The following is a 15,429-nucleotide window of genomic DNA, read 5'->3' on the forward strand; positions in this document are numbered from 1 at the left end:
ACGGGTCAGCCGATCTTCACGTTCTTGTCGATGGTGGTCTGGTCGATGTCGGAGGTACGGACGGTCACCTGGATCCGCCACTCCCCGGGCATCGGGATCTGGACGCCGCTCGCGCTCCAGTGTCCGGTCTGGATCCGGTCCGGGGCGACGGGCAGCGGCCCGACGTCCTTCGCCTCCAGGGTGAGGGCGACCTTGATCTCGGGGACGTCCAGCGGCTTGCCGTTGGGGCGCTCGACGTACAGGTGGAGCGCGTTGGCGCCGACGCGGCCGGGGTCGAGGCTCAGCCGGACGACGCCCTTGCCGTCGACGCCGCCGGTGTCGAAGGGCAGCCGGATGTCGACGGGCCGGTCCGGCACGGCGGCCGGGCCGGAGGCGGCGGTACCCCGCGCGGCCTGCTCCTCGGTGCGGCCGGGCTCGGTGGAGGTGAGGACGGTGGTCACGGCGAGGAGCACGACGGCGACCGCGGCCTCGGTGAGCACCGAGCGGCGCAGACCGGACCGCTCGGGGTCGGCGTCCCGCTCCCGCTTGCGGCGCGCGGTGGCGACGGCGGCCCGCTGCCGGGCGAGCTGAGCGGCCCGCTCGGGATCGGCGGCGTCGGGGGCCTCGGTGGCCTCCTCAGCCTCGTCGGTCGCTTCAGTCGCTCCGGTCGCTTCCGCTTCTTCGGTCGCTTCGGTCGCTTCAGTCGCTTCCGCCTCGTCGGGCGTTTCAGCCGGCGTCGGGTCGGCGAGGCGCTGGATCCAGCGGCGGCTGATCCACGCGATGCCGAGGAGGACGCACATCAGGCCGATCTTCACGAGGAGCAGCTGCCCGTAGCGCGTCCCGGTCAGCGCCGACCAGGAGCCGACCTGCCGCCAGGACTGGTAAAGCCCGGTGGCCGCGAGGACGGCCACGGAACCGAAGGCGACCTTGGAGAAGCGCTCGACCGCCGCGCGTTCGACGGACGGCGTCCGGTAGAGGGCCACGAGCAGCACCGTGAGACCGCCGAGCCAGGCGGCCACGGCGAGGAGGTGCAGGATGTCGACGGGCATGGCGATGCCGGGCTGGATGCCGGTCGAGGCGTGCTCGGCCAGCGCCCAGGTGCCGGCGATGCCGGCGGCGACGACGGTGCCGCCGATGCCGAGCCCGAAGGCGAGGTCCTTCTTCTCCTTCGGGTCGGTGCGCCGGGCGTAGGCACCGAAGAGGACGGCCACGAAGAGCGCGGCCGCGCCGAGCAGCAGCAGCCGGGAGGTGAGCGCGGCCCCGGTCTTCGTCTCCAGGACGGCCTTGAGCCCCGCCAGGTCGAAGGCGTCGGAGAGTTCGCCGGAGCCGGTGTACGGGTTGCGCAGGAGCAGCATGACGAGGGTGGCGCCGGTGAGGGTCAGCCAGCCCCGGACTACGGTCTGCTGGACGGGCCGGACGCTCGCGCCGCGCGGCCAGCAGGCCAGGACGAAGGCGCCGCCGCCGACGAGGACGGCGAATCCGGCGTACGAGAGGTAGCGCGCGATGCCGTAGAGGGCGCCGACGAGCCCGCCGCCGGCCGTTTGGTCGGGCAGGGCGACGGACGTGGCGGAGGGGGCGCCGATGGAGAAGGTGAAGGCGCCGGAGATGGGGTGGCTGTCGGCCGAGACGGTCTGCCAGGCCACCGTGTAGGTGCCGTCGGGAAGCCCGGCGCGCAGCCCCACCCCGTAGCGGACGACGGAGCCGCTGCACAGGTCGCGCATCTCGCCGGTGTCGGCCCGCCGGCCCGCCGGGTCGAGGACCCGGATCGAGTCGGCGCTCATGGCGACCTGTTCGGAGAAGGTGAGGTTGACCTCCTTGGGAGCGGTGGCGACCACCGCCCCGTCCTTCGGATTGCTTCCGGTCAGCGCCGCGTGCGCGGACGCGGGGGCGGCGCCGGCGAGCAGCGTGCCGAGCAGCACGGCCGCGAGGATCAGCAGCCGGCCCAGGGCGGTACCGAGGCGCGGGGCGGTGGTTGTCATCTCTGGGTCACTCCGTCAGTTCTCTCGGAACTCCGTCAACGCGCTCAGTGCTGCTGCGGGTTGTGGGTGGCGGCCTCGACGGGAAGCTCGACCTTGATGGGGCCGGACTTCTCGAAGTGGAGCTCGATGCTGACCTTCTCGCCCTGCTTGGGCTTCGTCTTCAGCTCCATGAACATGATGTGGTTGCCACCGCGTTCCAGGGAGAGGGTGCCGTTGGCCGGGATGTCGAAGGACTTCACCTCCTGCATCTTCTGGTTCTTCGTCTCGTGGATGGTGACGTCGTCCGAGATCGGGCTGGTGACGGAGGTGAGCTTGTCCGCCGTGCCGCCGTCGTTGGTGATGGTGAGGAAGCCGCCGGCCATGTCCGTCACCGGCTGCGGCATGAACGCGCCGCTGACCTTCAGCTCGGGCGTCCCGCCGTCGGACGAGGACGAACACCCGGTCAGTGCGAGCGTGGCGGCGAGGGCCACGGCGGCGGACAGGGTGGTGGTGCGGCGGTTCACGGGTTCTCCCCCTTGATGAGCTTCGGCAGGTCCTTGGCGTAGTCGTCGACGGACGCGTCCTCGCCGTACAGGACGTAGCCCTGGTCGGTCGTGGGCGAGAAGGCGATCACCTGCGCGCCGTGCATGGAGACGACCTTGCCGTCCTTCTCCTTCTTCGGCGGGTCGATGCCGATGCCGATCTGCCGGGCTCCCGCCTGGATGGTGGAGAACGAGCCGGTGAGACCGGTGAAGGAGGGGTCGCCGAAGGCCGGCAGCCACTTGGCGAGCTCGGCGGAGGTGTCCCGCTCGGGATCGGTGGTGACGAAGACGACCTGCAACTTGTCCTGGTCGGCCTTGGGGAGCTGCTTCTTGGCGATGGCGATGTTGCTCATCGTCAGGGGGCAGACGTCGGGGCAGTGGGTGTAGCCGAAGTAGATGAGCGTCGGCTTGCCCTTGGTGCGTTCCCGCAGGTCGTACTTCTGGCCCTTGGTGTCGGTGAGGACGAGCGCGGGCTTGGTGAACGGCCGGTCGAGGACGGTGGCGGCCTTGGTGGAGTCGCTGCCACCGGAGACCTCCGCGACCGCGCCGGAAGTCTGGCCTGAGGCCTTGTCGTCGTTGCCGCCGAGGCCGACGGCCGCGGTGATGCCGAGCGCGGCGACGATGGCGACCGCGGCGACGATCAGCGGGGTGCGGCGGCTCGGAGAGGATGTCTTCTCTGCGGACATGCTGTTTCTTTTCCGCTTCTTTCCGGAGTCTGAAAGGGGTGGTGCGGCCGGCTGTCAGACCGAGCGGCGGCGGCCGGCGAGGACACCGAAGGCGACACCGGCGACGCCGATGAGGATGCCGAGGACGCCGAGGATCCGGGCCGTGGTGTCGGTGGAGTCGGCGGCGGCCGTCTCCTTGTGCGACGCCGTCTTGTCGTCGTGACCGGCCTCCGCCGCGGCGGAGGCGGACGGGGCGGCGGACGCGGAGGCCGACGGGGCGGCGGCGCCGCCGTGGTGGTCGGCGGAGGCGGCGGAGAGCTTCAGGACGGGGGCGGGGTTCTGCGGCTCCTCCGCACCCTCCTTCTGCTCCTCGATCCAGCGCACGACCTCCTTGTTGTCGTACGTCTGGATCGCCTTGAGGACCAGCTGGTCGGCGTCCTCGGGCAGCTGGCCGAGGGAGAGCGGGAACTGTTGGAACTGGCCGGGGCCGATCTTCGAACCGTCGGCGGTCCAGGTCACCTTGGAGACGGCCTCGTTGATCGTCCTGCCGTGCAGCTCCAGCGGCTTGCTGAGCTTGCTCTTGGTCACCTCGGCCTTCCAGCCGGGGACGGGCTGCGGCATGACGGAGGCGAGGGGGTGGTCGAGCGGGAAGTTGACCTCGACCTTCACGGTGGAGGCGTTGTCGCGCTCGTTCGGGACCTTGATGTTGACGGTCGCGTAGCCGCCCTTGGCGGCCTCGCCCTGCGGCTGCACGCTCACGTGCGCGAAGGCCGTGCCGGACAGCAGCACGACGGAGGAGAGGGCGATGCCACCGGCGAGGGCGACACGGGAAGCGGAGACCCGGGACGAGGAGACACGGGAGGAGGTGGGACGGGAAACGGTCATGGCAGAAGACACTCCAGCTCGGAGAACGACGGTGGGGTCCGGCACGCCGGAGGGAGGGAACCTCCACGGGCGTGCGGACGAGCGCGGCCCCCGCTCCTGTCGAGCGGACCGCGGCGGACTGCGTCGGCCCGCGTCAGGCCGGGGCAGCCCGCGCCGGGCCGGGTCGGGCCCGCGTCAGGCTGCGAGGACGCAGTCGGCGGCCGGCGGGCCGCGCCTGATCACCGTGTCCTCGAGCGCCTCGGCCACCGGCGGTGGCGAGGAGCCGAAGGCCGTACGGACCGCCTGCCGCGGCCCGGTGCGCGGAGCCGTCGAAAGCCCGGTGAGCATCGCCCGTACGAGACGGAGCGCGGCCCGCAGCGAGCGGACGAGCGCACATTCGGCGAGCTCCGTCGCCCCCTGCTCGGAGAGCTCGACGAGGCGGCTGAGGGCGCGGTCACCGCGGCGTAGCAGCCAGCCCGTGGCGAGGGCGGCGAGCAGATGGCCGAGGACCATGGGCAGGCCGGGCAGCCCGGGCAGCAGCTCACCGGCAGGCGTGACGGCCGAGTGTCCCGCGTGGGCGTGGCCGGCCGGGGCGGCGGCCGGGTCGACTCCGGCGTCGCGGAGGATCCTCGCGGCTTCGGCGGAGTTCAGGGACGCCGTCCCCGCTCCGCAGACCAGCCGGGCCGCCATCCGGATGAGGGCGTCGTCCGCCTCGGGGCTCAGGCCGAGCCGGCGCTGGCCGAGGCCGAACAGGACGTGCAGACCGAGCTGTCCGCCGGCGAGGGCGCCGACGACGAAGCCGAGGGAACGCTCCCGCCCGGTGAAGAGGACGGTGACGCCGAAGACGCCGAGGAACCCGGCGAGCAGACTCCACACGGCGATCCCCGCGCAGGCGGCGAGCGCGTGCCCGAGCGCGGACAGCACGACGCAGACCGCGGTGAACACCGCGGCCCTCAGCAGCCGTGGAGCGAGCGCGGGGGCATTCATGGCGGGCCCATCATCGCACCAGGGGCCCTACCGGCATGCGGCAGGTCCAGAAGGTCGTCCTTGGGGGCCTTCGGGGTGACATACACCGGCGCACTGGGCGAATGCATCCGCCGAACGAGCGCTCTTGTCGCGCTCGGGGGCTTACGAAGGGTGGTGACCGGCAATACGTATCGGTATGTCGAGCCGCTTCCAGGAGGCTGGAGCATGAGCATCTGGTGGTCACTCCATCTGCGGCGCGAAGCGGCGAGCGTGCCACTCGCCCGGCGGCTTCTGATGGGGACGATGGAGACGGCGGGCGTCGATCCGGACGTGTCCTACGAGCTGTCGGTCGCGCTGACCGAGGCGTGTGCGAACGCGGTGGAGCACGGGGGCGGTGCCGGGCGCGGCCGTCCGCACGGGGCGTACCGCGTGACGGCGTACCTCGACGGCGAGACCTGCCGGATCGAGGTGGCCGACTCGGGTCCGGGCTTTCCCGGCGCCGAGGTGCCGACGGCTTCCCCAGACGCCGAGAACGGCCGGGGGATGCGGCTGATCGAGGAGCTCGCGGACCATGTGCACTTCGGCAACCGGTCGGGCCGGGGCGGCGCGGTGGTCAGCTTCGACAAGATCCTGAAGTGGAAGGACACCCCTTCCCTCCTCATGGCGTGACGGCCTGGTGGTGTGACGGCCCGAGCCGCCCGCGGCAGGCACGCGGAGGGCAAGGGGAAGGGCCCCCGCCGGTCGGTCGGCGAGGGCCCCTCGGATCCAACGTACGACGGGATCAGCCCTTCAGCGAGGCCATCCACGCCTCGACCTCGTCGCTGCGGCGGGGCAGCCCCTCCGAGAGGTTCCGGTTGCCGTCCTCGGTGACGAGGATGTCGTCCTCGATCCGGACGCCGATGCCGCGGTACTCCTCCGGCACGGTCAGGTCGTCGGCCTGGAAGTACAGACCCGGCTCGACGGTCAGGCACATGCCCGGCGCGAGGGTCGTGTCGACATAGGCCTCGGTGCGCGCGGCGGCGCAGTCGTGGACGTCCATGCCGAGCATGTGGCCGGTGCCGTGCAGGGTCCAGCGGCGCTGGAGGCCGAGCTCCAGGACGCGCTCGACCGGGCCCTCGACGAGGCCCCACTCGACGAGCTTCTCGGCGAGGACGCGCTGGGCGGCGTCGTGGAAGTCGCGGTAGGCGGCGCCGGGCTTCACCGCGGCGATGCCGGCCTCCTGCGCCTCGTACACGGCGTCGTAGATCTTGCGCTGGAGCTCGGTGTACCGGCCGTTGATCGGCAGGGTGCGGGTGATGTCGGCGGTGTAGAGCTCGGTGGTCTCCACGCCGGCGTCGAGCAGCAGCAGGTCGCCGGAGCGGACGTCGCCGTCGTTGCGCACCCAGTGCAGGGTGGTGGCGTGCGGTCCCGCGGCGCAGATGGAGCCGTAACCGATGTCGTTGCCCTCGACGCGGGCGCGCAGGAAGAAGGTTCCTTCGATGTAGCGCTCGCTGGTGGCCTCGGCCTTGTCGAGGACCTTGACGACGTCCTCGAAGCCGCGGGCGGTGGAGGCGCAGGCCTTCTCCAGCTCGGCGATCTCGAAGGAGTCCTTGACGAGACGGGCCTCGGAGAGGAAGACGCGGAGTTCCTCGTCGCGCTCGGCGGTGACCTTGTCGGTCAGCGCGGCCTCGATGCCGGCGTCGTGGCCGCGGACGTTGCGGACGGGGCCGGTGGCCTCGCGCAGCGCGGCGGCGAGCTCGCGCACGTCCTTCGCCGGGATGCCGAGGAGCTGCTCGGCCTCGGTGAGGGAGTGGCGGCGGCCGACCCACAGCTCGCCCTGGCCGTCGAGCCAGAACTCGCCGTTCTCACGGTCGGAGCGCGGCAGCAGGTAGATCGTCGCCTCGTGGCCGTCCGCCGCGGGCTCCAGGACGAGGACGCCGTCCTGGGTCTGGTCGCCGGTGAGGTACGCGTACTCCGTCGACGCGCGGAAGCTGTACTCGGTGTCGTTCGACCGGGTCTTCAGGTTGCCGGCCGGGATCACCAGGCGCTCGCCCGGGAAGCGGGCGGAGAGCGCGGCGCGGCGCGCGGCGGTCTTGTCGGCCTGGGCGATCGGCTCGAGACCGCGCAGCTCGGTGTCGGCCCAGCCGGACTTCATGTTCTCGGCCAGCTCGTCGGAGACGCCCGGGTACAGGCCGTTCTTCCGCTGCTTGATCGCCTGCTGCTCGTCGGTCTCTTCCGGGGTCTCCGGCGTGAGCTCCTCGGCCACGGGTCTGCCTCCTCTTGGTACGACACTGAACCATCACCATCGTACGGTCGTACGGAAGGGGGCCCAGGGCCGGAAGACCCATTACCGGAGTGTCATCGTCCGCTTACCGGGGCTCACGGCGCCGGTCACTCGAAGCGGGCAGCGAGCAGGACCACGTCCTCTCCGTCCTCGGCGGTGCCGAGGCCCTCTGGCAGCAGGCTCCGCAGGACGTGGTCGGCGACGGCGCCCGGGTCGCCCCGGTCCGCCTTCGGCACACTGGCCGCCGCCGCGTGGAGCCGGGCGAAGGCGCGGTCCATGGCGTCTCCGGTACGGCGCAGCAGCCCGTCCGTGTAGAGAAGCACCGTTTCTCCGGGTGCCGGGGACAGCTCCACGCTCGGCGCCTCCCAGCAGGAGAGCATCCCGAGCGGAGCGGAGAGCGAGGTCTCGACGAACTCGGTGCGCCGCTCGCCGATGACCAGCGGCGGGGCGTGCCCGGCCCCGGCGAGGACGATCCGGCGCTGGGCGGGTTCGGCGTACGCGAAGAGCGCGGTCGCCGAGCGGGCCGGTTCGGTGAGCCGGAGCAGGAGTTCCAGATCGGAGAGGACGGCGACGGGATCCTCGCCCTCCATGACCGCGTACGCCCGGAGGGAGGCGCGCAGCCGACCCATGGCGGCGAGCGCGCTCGGGCCGGTCCCGGAGACCGAGCCGACGGCGAGCCCGAGGGCGCCCTCGGGCAGCGGCAGCGCGTCGTACCAGTCGCCGCCGCCCCGGGGGCCGGTTCGGTGGCGGGCGGCGAGCTGGACGCCGGGGACGCGGGGGAGGCGGCTGGGGAGCAGCTCCTCGGCGACGGTGGCGATCTGCACGCGGGCGCGTTCGACCTGGAGGAGGCGGGCGAGGTGCTCGGTGGCGAAGCGGCCGTACAGCCCGATGAGGTGGCGCTGGCGGTCGCTGGGTTCGGCGGGCTCGTCGTAGAGCCAGACGGCCGCGCCGAGCCGGCCGGCGTCCTCGGTGGCGAGGGGGAGGGCGTAGCTGGCGGCGTAGCCGAGGCGGGCGGCGACCTCGCGGTGCCGCGGGTCGAGGCCTTCCTCGGTGCGGACGTCGCGGATGGCGATCGGGTCGGGGACGCGCTCGGGGTGGACGGGGTCCGGGAGGCCGTCCAGGAGGCGGCCGTAACTGCTGGTGCCGCGCGGGACGGTCTCGATGCTGCCGAGGTCGGAGTGGGCGAGGCCGAGGCCGATGGTGGTGGCGGGGCCCAGTCCGTCGGCCGGTTCGAGGACGGCCATGCCGCGGCGGGCGCCGACGAGGGCGGCTCCGGCGCCGAGCACCTCGCGGAGGGCCTCGTCGAGGGAGGCGGTCCTGATGAGGCGCTCGGTGAGTTCGTGGAGGGTGGTGAGGTCGGAGACCCAGGCGGCGAGCCTGTCCTGGATCAGCGCCCCGGGCGGGGGGACCGGATCGGAGGGTGCCGCCGCCGCGGGAACCCCGGGGAGGGGCGCCGTAGTGTGCGGGGGCCCGGGAACCGTTGAATCGATTCCAGCCACTTTCGGCATGTGTGGGGCGCTCATGTCAGTCGGCTTTCCGACCGGTGCGTTTGACGCCATAGCATCGCAAACCCCCATGTCATTCTGCGCCGCTCGATGCATCCACATGTACACGCACAAGAGGAGCGATGTCCAGCATTGTCCCCACGGGACTTGTGGTGTCCACGGGGTTGTCGACGAGGTGGTGCGCAAGGGTTGAACTCCTCGGGAAGTTGGCCGAAAATTGTCCCCGGTGTGCACCTTTTGCGGTCGACTGGCGTCGTTTGAAGGCGCGTCATTCCGAGCGTGCTGGGTACGTAATCGGTGACAGGCAGGGGCAGTTGGAACTGCCCCGGAACGGGACGCGGGTCCCCGGCGTCTCTCATGCCGCAGGCCTCAGCCCGTCATCGAGTGGCGGGGAACGTGTACTGACCGCCCTGGTTCCGACCCGGCTCCATCTCGTTCTGACCTGGCTCCACCTGGTTCTGATCCCGCTCCATCCGGTTCCACGTGGCTCCACCCGGTTACGGCCCGGCCGGCCCCGCTCCGACGGGGGCCGCCATCCCCCCGCGGGCCCGGTACGCGCTGATACGCACGGTGAAAAGTCCTGCACATGGTGTGATGTGGATTCGGCGTTCAACGGAAAGGAACGAGCGCTCATGCGCGAGATCCTCGGAAGGCGACGCATGTTCCGGTTCCGACGCAAGGCGCGGACCGCCCGGCGTGAAGCGGCGATCACCTTCGCCGTCCGATGGAACTGGCCCGTGCTGCCGGGAGCAGGCCTGAGAGCGACGACCCGTACGGCCGTGGGGGCCGCGGCCTGCGCCTGCCCCGACCCCGACTGCGTGGTGCCCGGCGCCCACCCCTTCGACCCGGGGCTGCTCGCGGCCACCACGGACGAGCGGATGATCCGCTGGTGGTGGACCCGGCGCCCGGACGCCCCGGTGGTCCTCGCCACGGGCGGCGCCGCGCCCTGCGCGGTCAGCCTGCCGGCGGCGGCGGGCGCGCGGGCGCTCGCCGCGCTCGACGCGACGGGCATGCGGCTCGGCCCCGTGGTGGCGACCCCGACGCGATGGTCGATCCTCGTCGCCCCGTACGACTTCGAAAGGCTCGGCGAGCTGCTGTACGCGAAGGACAGCGTGCCGAGCTCGCTGCGCTTCCATGGAGAGGGCGGCTATCTACTCCTGCCGCCCTCGCTCGCCGGTACCGGGCAGGTGCGGTGGGAGCGGGCGCCGCTCGCGGGCTCGGCCCGCCCGTGGCTGCCGGACGTGGAGGCGGTGGTCGACGCCCTGGTGGAGGCGAGCACGAGCACCCCGGGCGGCGGGAGCCGACTGACGTACTGAGCGGGCAGCCGGGGCAGCGGGCAACTGGGGTGCCCCTTCACCCGAACGGGTGTGTCCTGGTCCGACTTGTACGGGAAATGGGCGCGCGGCCGACCGCGCGCCCGCCGGCCGCCGATATGTTCCCCCCACCGTTCAAGATCTCCAGCCGAGCAGGAGCAGGTGGGACGCATGGGTCCGGTGAACCTCCGCGTGGTCGGACTCGGGGCCGCCGTCACGGTCGCCGTCCTGGTGCCGCTCGTCGCGATGGCGGGGCCGGCGGGCGATCCCGTACGACCGGCCGGTGCGACTGACGCCGCCGACGCGAAGCCGGGGGATCTGCTGAGTGGGCTGGGCGTGGGGTCCCGTACGGAGCCCTCACCGGCCCCGGTGGCTCCGGCTGTTCCGGCTGCGCCGGCGGCTCGCGCTGCCGCCCCCGCGTCTCCCACGTCTCCCACGTCTCCCCCGTCCCCGGCGTCCCCGGCGTCCCCGGAAGGGGGCGCGGAGCGGGTCGAGAACTGTGGGCCGGAACTCGCCTCTCCCGACGGGGTCGAGGCACAGACCTGCGTGCTGGCCGAAGGACCCGACACCTGGGGGCGTACGTACTACCGGAACGCCACCGGCCAGGATCTCGACGCGTTTCTGACCCTCATGGCCCCCGGCGGGCGGACCGTACAGGTCCGTTGCCGAGTCCCCGCGCAGGACGAACCGGGGACCTGTGAAACGCCCAGGGAACGCGGTCAGGGCGGGGCCACGGCCTATACGGCGGTCGCGGAATTCGCGGGCACGGGCGAGGGTGACAGCACTCCGCTGCTGCTGCGGGCGGGCAGCAACACGGCGGACCGGGAAGGAAGTTGAGCGTCGACGCCCCGGAGCCTGCCGGGAGCGGACATGGAAAGGCCCGATCGCTGGCGACGGGGGATGCACCAGCGACCGGGCTTCCAGAACGGTAACAAGAGATCTGCTGTTCGCAAATTCGATCTCGGTTATTCGGACAGGGATTTACCCGTCCCCTGACCGGGTTGTGGCAGAAGTCACCGACCGGTCGGTCTGTCAGTCACCGATACCACCTGGGGTATCAGCTGAGAGTCACCTGACGGTTGGTGAGGCCGCCGCGCGCCCGCCGCTCCTCCGCGGTGAGCGGGGCGTCCGAGGCGAGCGCCCCGGCCAGTCGCTCCGCGAACTCGGCGGCCGGCTTCTCGCACTCCTCGGCGGTCATCGACGTCGGCAGGTCCCAGACCGGCACCATCAGGCCGTGGGCACGGAACGAGCCGACGAGCCGGGTGTCCGCGCCGATGGAGGTGCCGTCGCCGGCCTGGAGGCGGGCGAGCGCGTCGAGGAGCTTCTCCTCCGGGTGCGGCATGACCCAGCGCAGGTGGTTCTTGTCCGGGGTCTCGCACCAGTAGGCGGAGTCGACGCTCGTCAGCTTGACGGTCGGGATCGCGGCCGCGTTGGCCCGCTCCAGGGAGGCGGCGACCTCCGGGTCGGCGCCGTCCGCGGACGGCGGGATCCAGAACTCGAAGCCCGAGTGGACCTCGGGAGCGAAGTCGGCGTCCGCGTCGAGCAGGTCCTGCAGACGCGGGCCCTCGGCCGGCACGCGGCGCGGGGGGACCGGGTTGCCCGGCTCGGTCTCCAGAGCGCGCTGGAGCGTGTCGGCGAGGTCGCGGGCGAGGTCGCCGGAGGTGGAGTCGTTCTGCAGGGCGAGCAGGACGGAGCCGTCGTCGCGGCGCAGCGCCGGCCACGCCATCGGCAGCACGGTCGCGAGGGTCACGGACGGTACGCCCTCCGGGAGCCCGCCCTTCAGGGTGAGCGGCACGGTGGCGGCGGGCACCAGCTCGCGCAGGGCGACCCAGTCGCACTCGCCGGCCAGCCCCTCGAAGGGGCGCTGGACGAGCTCGGTCACGGCGTGCGCGGCGGCCCGGCCGTGACACGCCTTGTAACGGCGGCCTGAACCGCACGGGCACGGCTCGCGGGCGCCGACGACCGGGATCTCCCCGCTCGTGACCTGTGCCTGGCCGGTCTTGCCGGCCTTCGTCTGGGGGCGCTTCTTGGCCATGGTGTGGCTTTCTCCCGATCGCGGCTGTGCGGTGCTTGTTCCGGGCGCGAGCCTAGCCGCACCGGGCGCCGACACCCCTCAGGCGGGGCGCGCTGCCCCGCCCCGCCCGCCGGACGCACCGGACGCGCGTCAGTCGAGATCGTCGTACGCGTCCAGGATGTCGAAGCGCGAGCCGCCGCCGCCGACGCGGGCGGCGAAGTCCTCGCGGCGGTGTCCCTCGGTGACCACCACCCAGACCGTGACCTCGCCGGTCGCGCTGTCCCGTACGCCCCAGTCCTGGGCCAGCGCACTGATGATGTTCAGCCCGCGGCCTCCCCGTGCGGTGACCGAGGGCGTCGACGGGACGGGCCGTGTCGGACCACCGCCGTCGGTCACCTCGACCCGCAGGCCGCCCGCGGAGTCCACCCGCCAGGCCGCCCGTACGTCCCCGTCGCCCCGATCCGCCCGCCCCAGCGGCCTGCCGTACCGGCAGGCATTGCTGAGCAGCTCGGAAAGGATCAGTACCGCGTCGTCGACCACCGTGTCGGCCACCCCGCTGCGGTACAGCTCGTCCCGCATCCGGTGCCTTGCCGCACCCACGCCCGCAGGGCCATGGGGTACGGCCATGCTCGACGACGTGGGCACCTCCTGTGCCACCACCAACGCCACCCCCGAGACCTCCTTTGCCCCACGCCACGGTGTGAATGCCCCAATGGCCTGGACCGGAAACCGGCCAATCCGCGTGGGATGAGGCACTCGTGACGATCGCGTAGGTACCGAACGCGCCGGTGCACACCCTGAAACCCCTGGGAACCCTTGTGGCGCAAGGGAAAGAAGGGGCTGTGGGGGAGTGAGGGGTCAGTCGCGGCCCAACTGGGAGAGCACCTGCTTGGGGCGGTTCGTGATGATCGCGTCCACGCCGAGACGCTCGCAGAGCTCGATGTCCTCGGCCTCGTCCACGGTCCAGACGTGCACCTGGTGCCCGGCCTTCCGGAGCCGGAGGATCACGGCGGGATGGTGCCGGACGATCCGGATCGAGGGGCCGGCGATGAGCGCGCCCGCGGGGAGTCGGCCGTCACGCAGGCGCGGCGAGACGAACTGGGCGAGGGAGACGGTGGGGAGCGTCGGCGCGGCCACGGCGATCCGCTGGAGGGAGCGGGCCGAGAAGCTCATGACGCGGACGGGGGAGTCGGTGGCGGACGCGGGCGCGTGGAGGCCGAAACGCTTGAGGAGCTGGAGGAGCCGCTCCTCGACCTGGCCGGCCCAGCGGGTGGGGTGCTTGGTCTCGATGGCCAGCTCGACCCGGCGCCCGGCGTCGGAGACCAGCTCGAGGAGGCGCTCCAGGGTGAGGACGGAGGTGTACCCGGGGTCCCGCCAGTCGGGGCTCTCGCCGGAGTCGTCGCGGCCCTTCCAGATGCCGAAGTCGAGGGCGGCGAGATCGGCGAGTTCGAGGGCGGAGACGGCACCGCGTCCGTTCGAGGTGCGGTCGACGCGCCGGTCGTGGACGCAGACGAGATGGCCGTCGGCGGTGAGCCGGACGTCGCACTCAAGCGCGTCCGCGCCGTCCTCGATGGCCTTCACATAGGCGGCCAGGGTGTGTTCCGGTGCGTCCTCGGAGGCTCCACGGTGGGCGACGACCTGGAGGGGGACGCGGTTCGGGTGCTGCCGTGCGTGAGTCACGGCGTCATGGTGCCATTGGCGGGGCGGAGCGGGCACACGGGAAGGCGTCCGTTCTGCCCGTATATAAAGGAAGAGGTGCGAACGCACAGCTCCGCCTTACCGTGCCCTGACGTCCGGTGGGAAAAGCTGGTGCAGCACCCTGAATCCCCTAGGTGATCCTTCAGGTGACCCCATAGGCACACCACCCCGCGACGCAGTCAACGAGGAGAGCGAGCTGTGAGCACCGAGAACGAGGGCACGGCGGTTCCGGCGGACCCGGCTGCCCCGTCCGCCCCGCCGACACCTCCCTCGACGACGGCACCGGACCAGCCGACGGCGCAGACCCCGCCCCCGCCGCCCCCGGCGGACGCCCCGACGGTCGTGCGGCCCCCGGAAGCGGTGGCGGCGGCCGCCCCGGCTCCTGCTCCCCCGACCGCGCCCGCCGCGGCGGGCGGCTGGCCGCCGCCTCCGCCGGCCGTACCGGCCTGGGGCGCCCCGCCGCCCCCGACCCCCGCTCCCGGCGCGCCGCGCAAGCGGGCCGGCGGCCTCGTGGCGGCCGTCCTCGCGGCGGCGCTCGTCGCGGGCGGAGTCGGCGGTGGCATCGGCTACTGGGCGGCCGAGCGCGGGGACGACGGCGTCAGCTCGACGACGGTCTCCTCGGGCCAGACCCCGGCGGCCTTCAAGCGGGACCCGGGCACGGTCGCCGCGGTCGCGGCGCAGGCGCTGCCGAGCGTGGTCACGATCCAGGCGAAGTCCGGCGCCGCGCAGGGCGGCGGCGAGGGAGAGGGCGGTACGGGCACGGGCTTCGTGTACGACCAGGAGGGCCACATCGTCACCAACAACCACGTGGTGGCGTCGGCGGCGGAGGGCGGCACGCTCTCCGTGACCTTCTCGGACGGCAAGGCGTACGACGCGGAGGTCGTCGGCCGGGCCGAGGGCTACGACGTGGCCGTACTGAAGCTCACGAACGCGCCGAAGGGGCTGAAGCCGCTGCCGCTCGGCGACTCCGACAAGGTGGCGGTCGGCGACTCGACGATCGCGATCGGAGCGCCGTTCGGCCTGTCCAACACGGTCACGACGGGCATCATCAGCGCCAAGAACCGCCCGGTCGCCTCGGGCGACGGCTCCGGCGGCGGCAACTCGTACATGAGCGCACTGCAGACGGACGCGTCGATCAACCCGGGCAACTCCGGCGGCCCGCTGCTCGACGCGAGCGGCGCGGTGATCGGCATCAACTCGGCCATCCAGTCCACGGGAAGCGGCTTCGGCCAGTCCCAGGCGGGCTCGATCGGCCTCGGCTTCGCGATCCCGGTGAACCAGGCGAAGAACGTGGCCCAGCAGCTGATCAAGACGGGCAAGCCGGTCTACCCGGTGATCGGTGCGACGGTGAACATGAGGGGCGAGGGCGCCACCATCGCCTCCCAGGGCACGGGCGGCACCCCCGCGGTCGTCCCCGACGGCCCCGCGGCGAAGGCGGGCCTGAAGCCCGGCGACGTGATCACGGGCTTCGGCGACCGCCAGATCGACAGCGGCCCGACCCTGATCAGCGAGATCTGGACCCACAAGCCGGGCGACTCCGTCAAGATCACCTACGAACGCGACGGCAAGACCGCTACGGCCACGGTCACCCTCGGCGAACGCACCGGCGACAGCTGACCGGTTAGGCTGTTCCCCGCGCCGCCCGTGCACATACCGACGGCG

General features: G+C 72.5%; 14 protein-coding genes. 4 read left to right on the plus strand and 10 right to left on the minus strand.

Annotated elements, in window-relative coordinates; all coding sequences use genetic code 11:
• Positions 1-5 precede the first annotated feature (5 nt).
• From ABT034_RS04425 to ABT034_RS04445, 5 genes are all read right to left on the minus strand, one after another.
• A complete protein-coding gene (locus ABT034_RS04425) occupies positions 6-1,958 on the minus strand; it encodes a copper resistance protein CopC (RefSeq protein WP_351211118.1) in 1,953 nt (650 codons plus the stop codon).
• Positions 1,959-2,002: 44 nt separating this feature from the next.
• Positions 2,003-2,461: a copper chaperone PCu(A)C gene (locus ABT034_RS04430; RefSeq protein ID WP_351211120.1), complete on the minus strand. Its 459-nt coding sequence runs from the start codon at positions 2,459-2,461 to the stop codon at positions 2,003-2,005.
• Positions 2,458-3,165, minus strand: a complete 708-nt coding sequence (locus ABT034_RS04435) for an SCO family protein (RefSeq protein WP_351211122.1) — start codon at positions 3,163-3,165, stop codon at positions 2,458-2,460. The genes ABT034_RS04430 and ABT034_RS04435 overlap by 4 nt, the downstream gene beginning before the upstream one ends.
• Positions 3,166-3,219: 54 nt before the next feature.
• Positions 3,220-4,029 (minus strand): YcnI family copper-binding membrane protein, encoded by an 810-nt coding sequence (locus tag ABT034_RS04440; protein ID WP_351211124.1) that lies wholly within the window; start codon positions 4,027-4,029, stop codon positions 3,220-3,222.
• Between the two features lie 174 nt (positions 4,030-4,203).
• Entirely contained in the window at positions 4,204-4,995 is a 792-nt protein-coding gene (locus ABT034_RS04445; RefSeq protein WP_351211126.1) for a hypothetical protein, read from the minus strand.
• Between the two features lie 204 nt (positions 4,996-5,199).
• Here ABT034_RS04445 and ABT034_RS04450 point away from each other — a divergent pair, with 204 nt between their 5' ends.
• Positions 5,200-5,643 carry an ATP-binding protein gene (locus ABT034_RS04450; RefSeq protein ID WP_351211128.1) on the plus strand — a complete coding sequence of 148 codons (444 nt, stop codon included), beginning with the start codon at positions 5,200-5,202 and terminating at the stop codon, positions 5,641-5,643.
• Positions 5,644-5,755: 112 nt separating this feature from the next.
• Here the strand turns inward: ABT034_RS04450 and ABT034_RS04455 are convergent, their stop codons facing one another.
• Both ABT034_RS04455 and ABT034_RS04460 read right to left on the minus strand, forming a co-directional pair.
• The gene (locus ABT034_RS04455; RefSeq protein ID WP_351211130.1) at positions 5,756-7,219 is read right to left on the minus strand and encodes an aminopeptidase P family protein; all 1,464 of its coding nucleotides are present in this window, start codon (positions 7,217-7,219) and stop codon (positions 5,756-5,758) included.
• Between the two features lie 125 nt (positions 7,220-7,344).
• Positions 7,345-8,796 carry a PP2C family protein-serine/threonine phosphatase gene (locus ABT034_RS04460; protein ID WP_502972795.1) on the minus strand — a complete coding sequence of 484 codons (1,452 nt, stop codon included), beginning with the start codon at positions 8,794-8,796 and terminating at the stop codon, positions 7,345-7,347.
• 578 nt (positions 8,797-9,374) lie between these two features.
• Between ABT034_RS04460 and ABT034_RS04465 the strand changes: the two genes are divergently transcribed.
• Together ABT034_RS04465 and ABT034_RS04470 are read left to right on the plus strand one after the other, a co-directional pair.
• Positions 9,375-10,058 (plus strand): bifunctional DNA primase/polymerase, encoded by a 684-nt coding sequence (locus ABT034_RS04465; protein WP_351211134.1) that lies wholly within the window; start codon positions 9,375-9,377, stop codon positions 10,056-10,058.
• Positions 10,059-10,226: 168 nt separating this feature from the next.
• Complete coding sequence (locus ABT034_RS04470; RefSeq protein WP_351211136.1) at positions 10,227-10,892, plus strand: hypothetical protein; 666 nt, start codon at positions 10,227-10,229, stop codon at positions 10,890-10,892.
• A 220-nt stretch (positions 10,893-11,112) separates the two neighbouring features.
• On the opposite strand, the gene ABT034_RS04475 is transcribed toward ABT034_RS04470, so the two are convergent.
• The 3 genes from ABT034_RS04475 to ABT034_RS04485 form a co-directional block, all read right to left on the minus strand.
• A complete protein-coding gene (locus ABT034_RS04475) occupies positions 11,113-12,090 on the minus strand; it encodes a DUF5926 family protein (protein WP_351211138.1) in 978 nt (325 codons plus the stop codon).
• A gap of 129 nt (positions 12,091-12,219) precedes the next feature.
• Complete coding sequence (locus ABT034_RS04480; RefSeq protein WP_351211140.1) at positions 12,220-12,825, minus strand: ATP-binding protein; 606 nt, start codon at positions 12,823-12,825, stop codon at positions 12,220-12,222.
• Between the two features lie 102 nt (positions 12,826-12,927).
• A complete protein-coding gene (locus ABT034_RS04485) occupies positions 12,928-13,749 on the minus strand; it encodes a glycerophosphodiester phosphodiesterase (protein ID WP_351211142.1) in 822 nt (273 codons plus the stop codon).
• A gap of 216 nt (positions 13,750-13,965) precedes the next feature.
• Between ABT034_RS04485 and ABT034_RS04490 the strand changes: the two genes are divergently transcribed.
• Positions 13,966-15,384, plus strand: a complete 1,419-nt coding sequence (locus ABT034_RS04490; RefSeq protein ID WP_351211144.1) for a S1C family serine protease — start codon at positions 13,966-13,968, stop codon at positions 15,382-15,384.
• Positions 15,385-15,429 lie beyond the last annotated feature (45 nt).

The sequence above is a fragment of the Streptomyces sp. NPDC002773 genome (genome assembly GCF_040295605.1).
In the GTDB taxonomy this organism is placed as follows: Bacteria; Actinomycetota; Actinomycetes; order Streptomycetales; family Streptomycetaceae; genus Streptomyces.

Excerpts from the sequence above, each read along its gene's own strand:
- ABT034_RS04450 (WP_351211128.1), top strand. The coding sequence starts at position 5,200 with ATGAGCATCTGGTGGTCACTCCATCTGCGGCGCGAAGCGGCGAGCGTG.
- ABT034_RS04470 (WP_351211136.1), top strand. The coding sequence starts at position 10,227 with ATGGGTCCGGTGAACCTCCGCGTGGTCGGACTCGGGGCCGCCGTCACG.
- ABT034_RS04460 (WP_502972795.1), bottom strand. The coding sequence starts at position 8,796 with ATGGCGTCAAACGCACCGGTCGGAAAGCCGACTGACATGAGCGCCCCA.
- ABT034_RS04440 (WP_351211124.1), bottom strand. The coding sequence starts at position 4,029 with ATGACCGTTTCCCGTCCCACCTCCTCCCGTGTCTCCTCGTCCCGGGTC.
- ABT034_RS04465 (WP_351211134.1), top strand. The coding sequence starts at position 9,375 with ATGCGCGAGATCCTCGGAAGGCGACGCATGTTCCGGTTCCGACGCAAG.
- ABT034_RS04435 (WP_351211122.1), bottom strand. The coding sequence starts at position 3,165 with ATGTCCGCAGAGAAGACATCCTCTCCGAGCCGCCGCACCCCGCTGATC.
- ABT034_RS04445 (WP_351211126.1), bottom strand. The coding sequence starts at position 4,995 with ATGAATGCCCCCGCGCTCGCTCCACGGCTGCTGAGGGCCGCGGTGTTC.
- ABT034_RS04425 (WP_351211118.1), bottom strand. The coding sequence starts at position 1,958 with ATGACAACCACCGCCCCGCGCCTCGGTACCGCCCTGGGCCGGCTGCTG.
- ABT034_RS04475 (WP_351211138.1), bottom strand. The coding sequence starts at position 12,090 with ATGGCCAAGAAGCGCCCCCAGACGAAGGCCGGCAAGACCGGCCAGGCA.